The sequence below is a fragment of the Bradyrhizobium sp. cf659 genome (assembly GCF_900113725.1).
Classification (GTDB): Bacteria; Pseudomonadota; Alphaproteobacteria; order Rhizobiales; family Xanthobacteraceae; genus Bradyrhizobium.
In genome coordinates this window covers 321,847-336,272 of record NZ_FOQJ01000007.1, presented here as the reverse complement: position 1 = coordinate 336,272, position 14,426 = coordinate 321,847, and the positions used below count along the sequence as shown (strand labels likewise).

Genomic DNA, 14,426 nt, shown 5'->3' with positions numbered 1-14,426 from the left:
CACATCAGCCCGGCAATCGCTCCGCTTCGCTGCATAGCTGCTCGACAAGGTTCGCAAGCGGGTGTGAGCCGTCAACGCGCACGACCGGGCAGGGCAGGCCCGCGAGCCAGGCCTCATCTTTTGTGAGACTGCGGCCCTCGCGATCGCCGGCTTCGTAGCGCGAGGCCCATTCGACGAACGACTCCGTCTCCTCATGACGCCAGCCGCCCTGTGCGACGGCATCAGCTCCGAAATGCGTAGCCTCGCGGCCACGCAGGCGCTGCAAGCGAAGCTCGCGCGGCGTCGTCACAAAGACGACAAGATCGAAGAACGGGACGAGCTCGTCGCCCCAGCCGGTGACGGTTCCGCTCAGCACCCAATCGAGACGCGGCAGAAACATCTCGCGCATCAGGCGCAGGCGCTCTGCGGCGCGGCGCGTCGTCTGGTAGGGAGGCGCGGTCGGCAGCCAGAAATAGTCGTCGCTGTCGTGATGCGGAAGCGCAAGCTGGGCGGCGAGCGCGCGACCGAGCGTCGTCACGCCGGAGCCCGAAGCTCCCATCAGATGGATGCGGCGGCTTTTCATCTCATCGGCACCGGGCCAAAAGATTGAAACTACTGCCCCGACGGCGTGCGCAGGCCGTGCCAGGCGTCGCGGACCTGCTGGTAGTGCACTTCGGGCAGGTAGTCCGGCGTGTTCAGGCTCAAGGTCTTGACGTCGAGATGGCCGACGGCGCTGAGCAGCGTGTAGGAGGCGATGACGCGGTCGCGCAGCGCGCCGATCAGACGGGCCTTGGCCTGGATCAGATCGGCCTGCGAGTTCAGCACGTCCACCGTCGTGCGCTGTCCGCCGGCGGCCTCGCGCTGCACGCCCTGGAGCGCGACGGTTGCCGCCTTCACCTCGGACTCCGAGGCCGAGACCGCGATCTTGGCACCTTCATTCGCAACCCAGGCGCTGACCGCCGCGGTGCGGGCCTGATTGCGCACCTGGTCGAGCACGAGCCGGCTCTGCGCCGTGATCTCCTTGGCCTGCCGGGTCTGCGCGGCGGCCTGGCCGCCGTCGTAGATCGGCGCGGTGACGTTGGCGACGATTGAAGCCTGGTCCTCCGCGAACGTGCCGAGTGTCGGGTCGTTGTTGCGGCTTTTGCTGGCGCTGCCCTGGATGCTCGCGCTCGGCAGCAGGGCGCCTTCGGCGACGCGGATGTTGGTGGAGGCGACATCGACGTCGAAGCCTGCCGCCATCACGGCGGGATGCTGGCGGATCGCCATCGTCATCGCGTCTTCGCGGCTCTTCGGCAGGTAGCGGTCGACGACCTCGGCGGGCCGAAGCTGCGACGGCGCATTGCCGATCACCTGCGCGTAGATCGCCTGGCTCACGGCGAGCGCGACTTCGGCGGCGTTGAGATCGGCAAGGCCGCGGTTGAGACGGGCTTCGGCCTGCGCGGAGTCGGTCGGCGTGACGTCGCCGGCGTTGAGGCGGCGCTGGGTGACGGAGAGCGTCTCGCGCAGGAAGGCGACGTTGGAGCGCTGCGCCTCGACCAGCGACTGGTTCGCCAGCACGTTGGTGTAGGCGGTGACCGCGTCGAGCAGCACGCCCTGGCCGACATTGCGCAGCGCCTCGCGGCCCGACTGGACCTGGAGTTCGGCGGCTCGCACGTTGTTGGCGGTGCGGAAACCGTTGAACAGGGTCTGCGTCACGGTGACGCCGATCACCCAGGGCTTAAGATTGGCGGTCTGGATGGTGTTGTCGGGCAGCAGATTGCGCACCGATTGCAGGCCGGCGCTGAGGCTTGCCACGATCTGCGGCCGGTAGCCGGCCAGCGCCTGCGGCACGTTCTCGTCGGTCGCGCGCTGCCGCGCGCGCTCGGCGTTGAGCTGCGGGTTGGTCTGGTAGGCCTTGGCGAGCGCCTCCGGCAGGGCTTCGGCCCATGCAGCGGAGGAGAGGGCGCAACACAACGCCAGCGTGGTCCATGTCGCAAGCACAGGACCCACGCCCGATCGATGCCGCGTCATCACGCGACCAGCTCTGGCGGCTCGCCCAATCATGTAATCCCGCTAACCCCGGCTGTCCGCCCCCGCCGACGGTGGCCTCTTAGCTGTTTAACCAGCCGGGGTCCCGCAGGCAAACTGCCGCGGGGAAAACCCCCATGTATTCCGTGCTTGTTGCAGGTGCGTCACAGGGGTTGCGCGGGGAAGCGGCGGAGCCTTACACCGGCCTTACCGCTCGCCGGCGTTACCGGTTCTTGTTCACCGGCTTGCGCTTCTCGATGAACGCCGCCATGCCCTCGGAGCGGTCTTCCAGCGCAAAGGTCGAGTGGAACAGGTTGCGCTCGACGCTCATGCCCTCGGCGAGCGTGGTCTCGAAGGCGCGGTTCACCGCTTCCTTGGCCATGGCGGCGGCGGGGCGCGACATCGAGGCGATCTTCTCGGCGGCGGCCAGGACTTCGTCCATGAGCTTGTCGGCGGGCACGATGCGGCTAACCAGGCCTGAGCGCTCGGCCTCCGCTGCATCCATCATGCGACCGGTGAGGCAGAGGTCCATCGCCTTGGACTTGCCGATCGCGCGGGTCAGGCGCTGGGTGCCGCCGATGCCGGGAATGGTGCCGAGCGTGATTTCGGGCTGGCCGAACTTGGCGGTGTCGGCGGCGATGATGAAGTCGCACATCATGGCGAGCTCGCAGCCGCCGCCGAGCGCGTAGCCCGCGACCGCGGCGATGGTCGGCTTGCGGCAGCGCGCGACGCGGTCGCCGCCGATTGCGGCGAAATCCTCGGAGAACATGTCGATGAAGCCCTTCGGCTGCATCTCCTTGATGTCGGCGCCGGCGGCAAAGGCTTTCTCGCTGCCGGTCACGACGATGCAGCCGATGGCATCATCGCCCTCGAGATCGTCGACCGCGGCTGCAATCTCGCGGAAGACGCCGAAGGAGAGCGCATTGAGCATCTTCGGCCGGTTCAGCTTGATGATACCGACCGCGCCTTTGCTTTCGACGATGATGTGTTCGAACGTGCTCATGCTCCACCCACGCTTTTGATTGGGCGGGCAATGTGCCCGCTAGCGCGGTGGGCTTCAAGGGGGCCTGGAAAGCTGCCGGAACAAGGCCGCCCGGAACGCGCAGCAAATTGCGCGTCCCGGACGAGGTCCGTCGGGCCAAAAGATCAGGCCAAAAGATCAGGCCAAGAAATCAGGCCATGAACATCCGCGCGGCGGAGGCCAGCGTCAGCAGCGTGCCGACGCCGATGAAGATCTTGCCGATCAGGGAGCTCTGGTCCCAGGCCGTGCTCTGCTGGCTGCTCGCCATCACCGGCGCGGGCCGCGGCTGCGCGTCGGCTGCGGCGATCACCGCGTTCTGCTTCTGCGCCGGCGGGCTGTCCTGTTGCAGGGCGCGGTCGAGATCGTTGAGCTGGTCGGGCGCCACCACCTGGTTCTCGGCATTCGGGGTGGCGGTATTATCGGCCGCTGCCTGGACGTTGTCGTTGGCGCGGCCCGTCATCGCGGAGGCCGCAGCCGCAGCCGCAGGCGGCGTATCGGCGGCGAGCTGCGCATTGGCGTTGGCGACTTCCGGCGGCATCTGGTTCGAAGCCGGCACGTCGCTATCGGCCTTGTTGTCAGCCTGTTTGTCGGCCTTGGCCTCGTCGGTCTTTGCCGCGTCCGTCTTGCCGGCCTTGTCGCCGGAGGACTTCTGCGCCGTCTTGCTGCTGGTGCGGCGAGCATCGTGGCGCCGGTGCTTGCTCGGCTGGACTGCATCAGCCTGTTTGCCTGCGCTGTCCGATTTGCTGTCCGCAGCCGAAGCCGGCGCCGCCTGTGCGGCGCCTCCGAACAGCAGGAAAAGCCCGGCCATAAGAATCAGGGCAGCGCGCCCGCTGGTTTTCATCATGTTGACGATCTCCCCAATCCACCCATCCCGGACCGAACAGAGACGCCGTGGCGTGACGACAGCGGGGCAGAAAATGGGAATCTTCTGGCTAGACCGGGCAAAAACGGGGCAAGCCGCCCCTTCGGGGCTGGCCGCCGGGTGCGGACGGGATCGATCGGTGTTATGAGCCGTCGCGGATTTCCACGGCCGCGTGGGAGAGTCGGCATGTCACTTATCACGAGTTCGTGATCGTGCGGGTGCCGGCGTAACAAATTGAAAGAGCGGCCGAATTGCATGGTGAGGGCGCGCGTGCGCGGACGTGAGGACGAATGGACCGGCCTGATGCGGTCGGCCATGGCAGGCGATGATGCGGCGTATCATCGCCTGTTGAAGGCGGTCACGCCGGTGCTGCGCGCCGCCGCGAGGCGCGGGCTGGCGCGGGCCGGCCAGCCTCCCGACCAGGCCGAGGATATCGTGCAGGAGATTCTGTTGGCGGTGCATCTGAAGCGGCACACCTGGGACAGCGAAGCCCCCTTCGCACCCTGGCTGTTCGCGATCGCCCGCAACAAGCTGATCGATGCGCTAAGACGGCGGGGCCGGCGCGTCTTCGTCAACATCGATGATTTCGCCGAGACCCTGCCGGGCGAGACGCCGCAGGAGACGGCGTCGGCGGGCGAGGTCACAGCGCAGCTCAACACGCTGCCGCAGCGCCAGCGCGACGTGTTGCAGTCGATCGCGGTCGATAGCGCGTCGATCAAGGACACGGCGGCAAAGTTTTCGATGAGCGAGGGCGCCGTGCGGGTCGCGTTGCATCGCGGACTTGCGGCGCTCACGGCCAAACTGCGGGACCACTAGTCATGGATACCGATCAACTCATTCGCTCGCTCGCGGCCGACAACGCCCATCGCGCCCCGCGCGTCGGCGCCGTGCTGACCATGGCGCTCCTGGTCGCCGCGCCCCTGTCGATCCTGATCTTCGCGACGTTCCTCGGCGTGCGGAGCGACGTGATGAGCGCCATGCACAACCCGTTCTTCGACATGAAGTTCGCGGTGACGCTGTCGCTCGCGATCCCCGCGATCATCGTCAGCCTGCATCTGTCGCGGCCCGAAGCCTTGCTGCGCGGCTGGGGCTGGCTGTTGCTGCTTCCCGTCGGCCTTCTTGCGGTCGCGATCGGCGGCGAGGCGATGATGGCGCCGGCCATGCCGATGACGATGCGGCTGATGGGCAAGAACTCCAGGGTTTGCCTGCTGGCGATCCCCGCGATGTCGCTGCCGTTGCTGGCGGGGGCGCTGTTCGGCCTGCGCCACGGTGCGCCATCGCACCCCGCGCTCGCCGGTGCGCTCGCCGGCCTGGTGTCGGCCGGGCTCGCCGCGACGCTCTACGCCTCGCACTGCACCGACGATTCCCCGCTGTTCGTCGCGACCTGGTACACGCTCGCGACCGCGTTCGTCGCGGCGGTCGGCGCGTTGGCCGGCTCGAAAGTGCTGAGATACTGACCGCGCAGCCAGGCCCCGCGCTCGGTCGTCAGCGCTCAAACAACCCGCGCAAGTTTCGGCGTCATGACTTCCTGCGATAGAGGATGAACCGGGTCGACTCTTCGGAGCGTTCGAACTGCTCCTGCAAGATCTCGTCCACCATCTCCTTCATCCAATCATATTGGTAGGTCGCGCCGCGTTCCAAAAAGAAATAGTCGGTCCCGGCAAAACTCCTGATCACCTGGTCCCGGCTGAACGCGTCCCGGAAAGGCATGAATTCGCTCTTGGGAGCCCGGCCAAGCGCCGGGAGAACGGCCCAATCCTGGTCCGACAACAGCAGCATGCGGCCACCGGGTGGCACGACCTTGTTGACCAGGTCGATGTCGCTGGCGTCGAGCGCGACCTTGACCGGGTCCGCGCTTTGTTTCCATCGGAAGCTGGCGATGCTTGGATACTTCAAATACGACCGCAGGCCGATCGTTATCGTCTCGGGCTGTCGCCGATCCTGCGCACTCAGAAGCACGGCGACCGAGACGACGGCGACCGCCGCCAGCGACACGGCCGGGACCAACTGCGACTTGGTTCGGCCGACAGCGGCGCGAAATGCCGATCGGCCCCACCAAGCGCCAACGGCAAGATAAGCAAACGCGTTCTGCTGCCACACCGCATCGAGCGATCGGTTCACCCACTTGGTCATGAACACCAGCGCGACGAGAGACAAAACCAGCAGATAAGCGCGCTCGATCGTGCGTGAGCCGGTCCACGCACCGGCGACGCTCACGGCTGTGCCGATGGCGATCGCGGGCATGACGATCTGGTAGACCGTCCCGAAACCGGGAGTCCAGATCAGGATCACCGCTACCCAGTTCGAGAAGCTGTGCAGACTGAGCGGGGCAAGGAAGACGTACAGGAAGTCCCTTGAAAGGACGGCCAGGCCGAATGCGGCAACGAACAATGCCAGCAGGAACACGATCGACATGCCGGTGAAGGCCGCGACCTCCCAAAACCGGCGCCGTTCCAGCAACCGCACGCATAATGCGGCACACGCCACAGCCCAGGTATAGATCCCGGTCTCGGTGTTCCAAAAGATCGAGGCCGCGCAGACGGCGGACAGCGCCACCAGCAACCAGTCGGACGGTTTCACCATGAGACGCGCCAGAATGCCCACGGCGATGAACACGAACATGTACCGGATCGCGAGCGCGGACGGCCCGCCGAAAGCGTCACCGTTGGCGTACTGGCACAGGGCGAGAAACACGACCGTCAAGACGAAAGGCATCGCCCGGTTCTGGAAGAAGTCCCGCAGCACCCAATAGGCCGACAGGTGGAAGACCACGAGACTTGCAGCAATGATCCGGATGTAGTGGCTATACAGGGCGTTGACGTCCGTGGTGAGGAACCTGCTCAACACGTAAGGCGGTCCGTACCCGTAGAACGACAGGAAGTCGCGGCCGGGCACCATGTCCTTTGCAAAGTGATAGAGCGCCGGCCCCGTCAGGTAGGATACCGGATGATTGCCGATCAACGCCCGCGTGGCCATGCCCTGCACGTCCCCGGGCAGGATCAGGGCCAGCAGTGCAGCGATCAGCACCGCATCGACCCATCGAAATTCGAATAGCCCGATCGGCCTGGATTCCGCATCGCCATCGATGTGAATGCGGATCGGGAAGCGTTTCACGAACGGGATGAAGACGGCGACGACAAGGACGGCCAGCGCGACCCTTTGAAGTCTGGGCTCGAATGTGGCCCGCAGGAACGGATGTAGCTCTGTGACGATGATCACCGACGAGAGGTAGAACAAAACGAGCGAGCGGCCTTCGAAAAACTTTCGGAGCTTGAGGGCAGCAAACGCTGCGGCAGCGCCGAACCCGTAGAACAGGACATAGAAGATTTTCTCGGCGCGCTTGATGGCCTCGCTGTTCGGGACGTCTGATCGAACGACCGGAAAGTCCTGTGCCAGGTTGACGGCAAGGTCCGGCCTGGCGGCATTCAGGATCAGATAGGCCGACAGGCCAGCTGCAACGGCGCCAACGCAAGCCCCCCACAGTGCCAAGCTCTGAAAACGCCAAAGCTCAAGTTCTGACCGTGTGATCGGCTTGACAAGACGCAACAATACCACCCCCCGCCCGGGACGAATCCTCCGGAAGGCTAAAACAAAAAAATCGCCGGCGCCATAAGCGCCGCGCGCGATGGATGGCATGCCCGTGGGAAGGCTCACGCTCGAGGATCGAAGCCGTGATGCTTCGTCCCTCGCGCGTCAGGCCGGCATCGTGCCGTGCTGCATGCGGTGGAAACGCAGCACCTGCTGCGCGGTCGATGAGCGCAGGGCCTCGTAGGTATCGCGCAGCGTCAGCATGTCGGTCTGCGAGCCGCCCGAGAGCTTTTCGCGCATGGCGATGATTGCGCGCACGCTCACCCATGACATGCCCGCGACCTTGGCGAGGATCATCACGCCCTCGGTGCGGCTCTCGATCATCATGGTCTCGGCGGTCTCGACCGCGACGCCCGCGAGCGCCGCGAGCCCCGCATTGGTCTCGTCGAACTTGCCCTGTTCTGCGAAGGCGGTGACTTGGACCTCGTTGAGGCGGCCGTCCTCGTAGAGCGACTTCACCAGCGCGCGCGCCAGCTCTGTCTGCCTGGTCATGGCCGCTGCGCGGACCCGCTGGGCCGCTTCCTGGACCACGCTCGACACCTCGTCCGCGAGCTCCGGATGCGCGGCCTCGAGCTTCCTGCGCACGTTCAAGGACGCCTTCGCGACCAGCTTGAGGTAGTGATGGCGCGGCAGGTCGGGCCGCAGGCCGATGCAGGTGGCGAGGTCGTCGTCGCGCTCGGCCCGCGTGACGAGGTCGGTGAGACTGCCCTCGGAGAGCTGCGCGCCGGGATTGCTGACGGTCGATTGCACCACGTCCTCGTCGCCGCGCGTCACCAGCACGTCGGTCAGCGCTTCCGACAGCACCCGCCGCAGCGAGATCGCCTTCAGATGCGCCTGGCCCCGCGTGCGTGCGATCTCGATCAGGGTCGTCTCGTCCAGCCGTTCCGATTTCGACAGCACCGGGCCGGCGACCTCGATGACCTCGTCGAGCGCGAGCGTGCGGATGATCTTCGGCGGTGCCGCCGCGATCGGTGCGAGGCGGTCGGCGAGCAGCGTCCTGGCCGAGGTCTCGATCTGTTCGATCAGGCACTGAAACACGTCGTCGAACACGCGGATGTGGTCGTCGGAGTAGTCCACTGCATTGCCCACGAAGAGATCGGTGACGCGGCGTAACGTCTCGACCCGGCGCGCAACGGTGCCGTGCGAGAGCGCAGCCTGCAATTCCTCGAGCAGGTTCTCGGATGGTCTGGCGGATCTGGATATCATTGCCCTGTCCTGGAGCGTTCGGTCCGGCGGCGGCTTCTCACGCGCCGGAGAAAATGGATTGGTCAGCTCGTTGCAATACGGTTGCGCCCTTGCGCCTTGGCGGAATAGAGCGCGCTGTCGGCGCGCGCGAGAATCGTGTCGGCAGTATCAACGTCGCGCAGCGTCACGACGCCCGCGGAAATCGTCACGCGCATGCCCGGGGAGAATGCGCTCCAGTCGAGATCGGCGACGATGCTGCGCAAGCGCTCGAGCATGCGCGGGGCCGCCTCGCCATCGGTATCCGGCAGCAGCAGCAGGAATTCCTCGCCGCCGTAGCGGCCGAAGCAGTCGTCCGGGCGGATGTTGGCGAAAATGGTGATCGCGAAGGTGCGCAGCACCTCGTCGCCGACGGGATGGCCGTGGGCATCGTTGATGCGCTTGAACCAGTCGAGATCGATCAGCGCGATTGCGCAAGGTGTCGATGCCCGCCGCGACTTCTCCATCTCGGTGTCGAGCAGGCGCATGATGCAGCGGCGGTTGTAGGAACCGGTCAGCTCGTCGAGTTCGGCCAGTTCCTCGATGCGCTGATAGGCCGCCTTCAGTTCGATGCTGCGCTGGTACAGGATCTTGCGCAGCGTTGCGCCGAACAGGCCGAGAAAGGCGCACTGGCCGATCACCAGCACGAAGCACAGCATCGAGGCGGTCCGCTGGAGCCGCGTTGCGACGGGCATGCCGATCGGCAGGTCGGAGGCGAGGAAGACGGCGGCAAGGCCGATGGCCGCGAGCGTCCAGGTGAGCATCGCCTGCGCCGAGGTCATGCGCAGCGTGCCGAAGGCGAAGATCAGGAACAGCACGCAGATGAAGGCGATGCCGATGGTCGGGACCGACAGCAGGAACACGAATTGCAGCGCCATATGCGCCGAGATCTGGAAGACGGTGAGATAGTGGTCGGTGAATCTGTCACCGACGCCGGCTTCCGACAGCACGGTGAACGTGCCGATGATCAGGAGGCCGCCGAACCAGAACAGCGAGGCAATGTCGACCGAGATCGCGCCGTCATAGGCGTAGATCATCAGGACGGAGGCGCCGAGCGAGTAGCTCGCCACCTGGCCGATATACATCTGGCGGCGCTGCCGGGCCCGGCGCGCCCGGACTTCGGGCGCCGCCGCCTCGGGCGCCAGAACGAGCTCCGCGACCTCAGCGGCATTCCTCTCGGGAAAGGACGTCGCGGCCGTGTTCATGGTTCCGCCAGTGGTGGATGTCAGCCCAAAAATCTACGTGGCAAGCCTTTAGGTTTGGTATCCTTTGAAAACGAATCCGAACCGTGCAGCGCAAAACAGGTGATGTCGGTCGCAAGGGGAATTTGCCGGCGATTAGGCATCATTTGCGATGCGGTCGAGCCAAAGCAGGGCTTCGTGAGACATACGTCGTGCAGGACTGCTATGGAACCGAACTTGGTCGGCCCATCCGTGCCCCGGCAGGCATTCCGCAGGGAAGTGTTGCAGTATTATGTTACCTATCTGGATCGAAATGGCCAATCCGCGCGGGCGGGGCAGGAAAAATCCGCGTATGTGGGGTAGATTACACAAGCTCCCGTATGACCGCGGTAGGTTGAACAATTTTGCACCTGTCGTCGAACCGTCCGCTGCATCGATCCGACCAACCTTGCGAGACGGCCTTTGAGCGTGACACAGGCGGCTTCGGACGAGATCCTCATCGCCAGGATCGCTCAGGGTGACCGGCTTGCCATGCAGGTGCTGTACGGGCGGCACCATGTCAGGGTCTACAGGTTCGGCCTCAGGCTCGTACGGGACGAGCAGGCGGCGGAAGACCTCATCAGCGAGGTGTTTCTCGACGTCTGGCGTCAAGCCGGCAAGTTCGAGGGTCGATCCGCAGTTTCCACTTGGCTGCTGGCCATTACCCGATTCAAGGCCCTCTCGGCGCTTCGGCGCAGGAAGGACTTTGAGTTGGACGAAGACGCCGCGAACGCGATCGAGGATACGTCCGACGATCCGGAAACGGTGGTGCAGAAGAAGGATACCAGTGAAGCGTTGCGGGGGTGTCTGACGGGCCTCTCGCCGGAGCACCGGGAAATCGTCGATCTCGTCTACTACCACGAGAAGTCCGTGGAAGAGGTGGCCGAAATCGTCGGGATACCGGAGAACACTGTGAAGACGCGCTTGTTCTATGCGCGCAAGAAACTGGCCGAACTGCTGAAAGCAGCCGGCGTTGAGCGAGGCTGGCCATGATGGCTTTGAGCAAAAAGATGCTGGAGCAAGAGCCCAGTGAGATTGAACTGCTGCTGCCGTGGCACGCCGCCGGCACGCTGAACGCGCGCGACGCCCGCCGCGTCGAGGAAGCGCTGGCACGTGATCCCGAGCTCGCCAAGCAATATGCCGCGATCCGCGGCGAGTACGAAGAGACCATCCATCTGAACGAGAGCCTGGGTGCTCCGTCGGCACGCGCGATGCAGAAGCTGTTCGTCGCGATCGACACCGAACCGGCGCGTGCGACCGGATCGCTGCCGCTGTCGGCGCGCATCTCGACCTTCTTCGCGAGCCTGTCGCCGCGGACGCTGGCCTGGTCGGCGAGCCTCGGTGCCGTCGCGCTCATGCTCCAGGCCGGCATCATCGGCGCGGTGCTGATGAAGACCCAGCCCACGACCTTCCAGACCGCCTCGCTGTCGACCAGTGCGCCGATCACGCGCGAGCTTGGGACTGCGGTTGCACCGGCGCGCGCGCTGGTGCGCTTCGCGCCCGAGGCGCGCGTCGCCGACATCACGGCGCTGCTCGACAGCTACCAGGCCTCGATCATCGGGGATGCCAAGGGCGGCATGTTCCGCCTCCAGTTCGACAAGGCGATGAGCCAGGACGAGCTCGCCTCGCTGCTCGGCAGGATGCAGCGCGAGAAGTTCGTCAACCTCGCCGTCGCGGCGCCGTAAGGCGCCGCTGAACCGATGACGCGCAAGTCCGAGAGTAAGTTGCGAGCCGGGGCCTGCGCTTCGTCGGTCGGAGCCGCGCTGCTGCTTGCCGCCTGTCTCGGCGTCGAGGTTGCGCAGGCGCAGGCGATCATGCGCACGCCCACGATCAGCGTCCCCTCGCGCACGCCGACCATCTCTCCCAGCATCGCTGCGCGGGCGGTGAGCATCGATCGCGGCCCGCGCACGATGACCACCGCACGTATCTCTACACCCCGAATCGGGCCGGCGCCGGTGCTGCCTTATGCGCGCTACTCGCCGAACCTCTATCCGTCCTGCACGGCACCCTACCGCGACGCCGACGGCGAATGCCTGGCGCAGCCGAATGCAGGCGGTGACGGCGCCGGCAAGTCCGGCAAGAGGAGCGCGGGCAAGGGGCGCGGCAACAACACGCCCGTCGCGCTGAACCAGCGCATCTTCGCAGGCGAATTCGTCGCCGAGATCGACGGCGCGCTGTCGGTGACCGAAGCCGATGAGCTCGCGCGTCGCCACGGCCTCGCGCGCATCGCGTCCGAGAATATCCCGCTGATCGGGGCGACCTTCGGCCTGTTCCGCATCACCGACGGCCGTCCCGCCGAGACGGTACGGCGCGAGTTCGCCGCCGACGGCAGCGTGCGCTCGGTCCAGCCCAACTTCCGCTACGTGCTCCAAGACCAAAAATCCTCCGTGCCGACCGAGGGGGATCCGGCGCAATATGTGCTGACCAAGCTCCGCCTTCCGCAGGCGCACGCGCTGGCGCACGGCGCCAACGTGACGGTTGCCGTGATCGACTCCGGCATCGACGCCAGGCATCCCGAGCTCGCCAATTCCATCGCCGACAATTTCGACGCGCTCGGCGGCGCCGAGGGCCCGCATATTCACGGCACCGGCATCGCCGGGGCGATCGTGGCGCACGCCCGGCTGATGGGCAGCGCGCCCGAGGCGCGCATCATCGCGATCCGCGCCTTCGGCGGCACCACGGGCGGCGCCGAGAGCTCGTCCTATATCATCCTGCGCTCGCTGAACTACGCCGCTGAGCACGGCGCGCAGATCGTCAATATGAGCTTTGCCGGTCCGAAGGATGCCGTGATCGAGCGGGCCATCGCGGCGACCGCCGCGCGCGGCCTCGTGCTGATCGCGGCCGCCGGCAATGCGGGTGCGAAATCGCCGCCGCTCTATCCCGCCGCCAATCCCAACGTGATCGCGGTCAGCGCGACCGACCAGCAGGACAAGCTGTTCACCGCCTCCAACCGCGGCAACTACATCGCGCTGGCGGCGCCCGGCGTCGACATCTTCCTGCCGGCGCCCGAGGGCAAATACCAGATGACGTCGGGAACCTCGTTCTCGGCGGCCTATGTCTCCGGCGTCGCGGCGCTGCTGCTCGAGCGCAACTACGCGCTCAAGCCGGAAGCGCTGCGCATGACCCTTGCGAAGACCGCGCGCGATCTCGGCTCACCCGGGCGTGACGATCTGTTCGGCGACGGCGAGGCCGATGCGTTTGCCGCGGTCTTGGCCGTTCCCGCCGAAAGCGCGACGCCGGTGGCGGCTGCATCCGGTACAACAAAACGTGAAGATGGGCAGCCACGTCGCGACGCGCCCGGCATCCGCGCGATCGAGCAGCCTTCGTTGTCGAGCGCGGATGATAAATCCACGATTTCTCAGTCGGATAGGCCGGCGGCGCGATAGGCGCTGCGGCTACTTTGCGCGCGGGCCGAAGGCCAAATAATCGAACGCGGCATTGAACGTTCGGCCGGCTGCCACGACCAAATTATGTGGGAGCGGTCATCCCTCCCCATCAGTCATATCAGGCGCGAGCGCCCATCCACCCCAAGCGCCCATATGGCTCGACCCGTCCGGTTGTCCCCCCGGACGGGTCTTTTCTTTTCGGGCATCCGATTCCTTGAAGCCGTGTTTGAGATCAGCTTCTGGTTGAAGGATCGCGTTTGCGTTCATCGCCATTGGTCGGCGGCATCCCGCACGCCCGCCATGCTTGTGCGAAGCTTGACTCGAAAACAGAGCAAATCTCCGCACGACTACGGTCTTTCACGACGAACGAGGTGTCGTTGCTGGACAAGTCAAAACTTTTCCACAAAATATTCATGTCGCGTCTAAATTGATTCGTGTGCGTTGCGTCCCCCGCGTCCGTATTTTTCTCATGACGGGCTGGTTCATGACACATCGCCAAGAGTCTGTTCGCGAGTTTGTTCGCGGCGCGGCTGGTAGCCGTGAGATCGCTGCACGCTGGTGCGCTCTCGCCGAACAGCGGCTGGAACATCTCTCCGAAATGTTCGAGACCGGACGCTGGCGCCGCTATCATTCCGAGATCGCATTCCTCGAAAACATCCAGGAAGCCAAGCGCGCTGTCCAGACCTGGCGCGCCATCGCCACTGGCGGGGACGTCGCCGCGGCGGCCGCGAGCGTCACTCCCGCATTCGGCTGGTCGCCGGCGACGATGCCCCGCACGGCGCCGCGTGAGCAGCAGGCGCAGACCGTGCAGCCCAAGATGTTGCAGCCAAAGGCCGTCCACATCGCCCCCGAGACCGCCGTGCCGGTCAAGCTCGCCCCCACGCCGAATGTGCTCGCCGAGGTGACCGAAGCCCCGCTCGCGCCGCTCGCCGCGCCTGCCGCGATGGCGCCGCCCACGGCGCCTGCTGCGATGGCATCGCTTCTGCCGCAGTTCTCCCCACCCGCCGCCGAAATCGTCGCCGCCCCCGAACGCGTCGTCGAATTCACCCTCAGCCTCGACGGCATCGAGGCGAAGTACCCGCTGCTGCGGAATACGTTCTAGCTTCTGAAGCTCTGGCCCAGGCCGAGCGCACCGCCGTCGT

At 65.7% G+C, this 14,426-nt stretch carries 13 protein-coding genes; 6 read left to right on the top strand and 7 right to left on the bottom strand.

Annotated features, from left to right (window positions below; translation table 11 throughout):
* Positions 1 to 4 precede the first annotated feature (4 nt).
* The 4 genes from BM118_RS27325 to BM118_RS27310 form a co-directional block, all read right to left on the bottom strand.
* Positions 5 to 562: a P-loop NTPase family protein gene (locus BM118_RS27325; protein ID WP_092189117.1), complete on the bottom strand. Its 558-nt coding sequence runs from the start codon at positions 560 to 562 to the stop codon at positions 5 to 7.
* Positions 563 to 591: 29 nt separating this feature from the next.
* Positions 592 to 2,022, bottom strand: a complete 1,431-nt coding sequence (locus BM118_RS27320; protein ID WP_092189115.1) for a TolC family outer membrane protein — start codon at positions 2,020 to 2,022, stop codon at positions 592 to 594.
* A gap of 187 nt (positions 2,023 to 2,209) precedes the next feature.
* Positions 2,210 to 2,989, bottom strand: a complete 780-nt coding sequence (locus tag BM118_RS27315) for an enoyl-CoA hydratase (protein ID WP_092189113.1) — start codon at positions 2,987 to 2,989, stop codon at positions 2,210 to 2,212.
* A gap of 169 nt (positions 2,990 to 3,158) precedes the next feature.
* Entirely contained in the window at positions 3,159 to 3,851 is a 693-nt protein-coding gene (locus BM118_RS27310; RefSeq protein WP_092189111.1) for a hypothetical protein, read from the bottom strand.
* Positions 3,852 to 4,139: 288 nt separating this feature from the next.
* Here BM118_RS27310 and BM118_RS27305 point away from each other — a divergent pair, with 288 nt between their 5' ends.
* Both BM118_RS27305 and BM118_RS27300 read left to right on the top strand, forming a co-directional pair.
* Positions 4,140 to 4,685 carry a sigma-70 family RNA polymerase sigma factor gene (locus BM118_RS27305; RefSeq protein WP_028172304.1) on the top strand — a complete coding sequence of 182 codons (546 nt, stop codon included), beginning with the start codon at positions 4,140 to 4,142 and terminating at the stop codon, positions 4,683 to 4,685.
* Positions 4,686 to 4,687: 2 nt separating this feature from the next.
* A complete protein-coding gene (locus BM118_RS27300) occupies positions 4,688 to 5,326 on the top strand; it encodes an NrsF family protein (RefSeq protein WP_092189107.1) in 639 nt (212 codons plus the stop codon).
* Between the two features lie 61 nt (positions 5,327 to 5,387).
* On the opposite strand, the gene BM118_RS27295 is transcribed toward BM118_RS27300, so the two are convergent.
* The 3 genes from BM118_RS27295 to BM118_RS27285 form a co-directional block, all read right to left on the bottom strand.
* Complete coding sequence (locus tag BM118_RS27295; RefSeq protein ID WP_143099528.1) at positions 5,388 to 7,523, bottom strand: hypothetical protein; 2,136 nt, start codon at positions 7,521 to 7,523, stop codon at positions 5,388 to 5,390.
* 39 nt (positions 7,524 to 7,562) lie between these two features.
* Positions 7,563 to 8,663 (bottom strand): DUF2336 domain-containing protein, encoded by a 1,101-nt coding sequence (locus tag BM118_RS27290; RefSeq protein ID WP_092189103.1) that lies wholly within the window; start codon positions 8,661 to 8,663, stop codon positions 7,563 to 7,565.
* 62 nt (positions 8,664 to 8,725) lie between these two features.
* Positions 8,726 to 9,883, bottom strand: a complete 1,158-nt coding sequence (locus tag BM118_RS27285; RefSeq protein ID WP_092189099.1) for a GGDEF domain-containing protein — start codon at positions 9,881 to 9,883, stop codon at positions 8,726 to 8,728.
* Between the two features lie 438 nt (positions 9,884 to 10,321).
* Here BM118_RS27285 and BM118_RS27280 point away from each other — a divergent pair, with 438 nt between their 5' ends.
* The 4 genes from BM118_RS27280 to BM118_RS27265 all read left to right on the top strand — a co-directional run bounded on the left by BM118_RS27280 (position 10,322) and on the right by BM118_RS27265 (position 14,386).
* A complete protein-coding gene (locus BM118_RS27280) occupies positions 10,322 to 10,891 on the top strand; it encodes a sigma-70 family RNA polymerase sigma factor (protein ID WP_177234730.1) in 570 nt (189 codons plus the stop codon).
* Positions 10,888 to 11,583, top strand: a complete 696-nt coding sequence (locus BM118_RS27275) for a hypothetical protein (protein ID WP_092189097.1) — start codon at positions 10,888 to 10,890, stop codon at positions 11,581 to 11,583. Before BM118_RS27280 ends, BM118_RS27275 begins: the two co-directional genes overlap by 4 nt.
* Before the next feature lie 15 nt (positions 11,584 to 11,598).
* Positions 11,599 to 13,284: a S8 family serine peptidase gene (locus BM118_RS27270; protein WP_092189095.1), complete on the top strand. Its 1,686-nt coding sequence runs from the start codon at positions 11,599 to 11,601 to the stop codon at positions 13,282 to 13,284.
* Positions 13,285 to 13,768: 484 nt separating this feature from the next.
* Positions 13,769 to 14,386 carry a TIGR03809 family protein gene (locus BM118_RS27265; protein ID WP_177234742.1) on the top strand — a complete coding sequence of 206 codons (618 nt, stop codon included), beginning with the start codon at positions 13,769 to 13,771 and terminating at the stop codon, positions 14,384 to 14,386.
* The last annotated feature ends 40 nt before the right edge of the window (positions 14,387 to 14,426 follow it).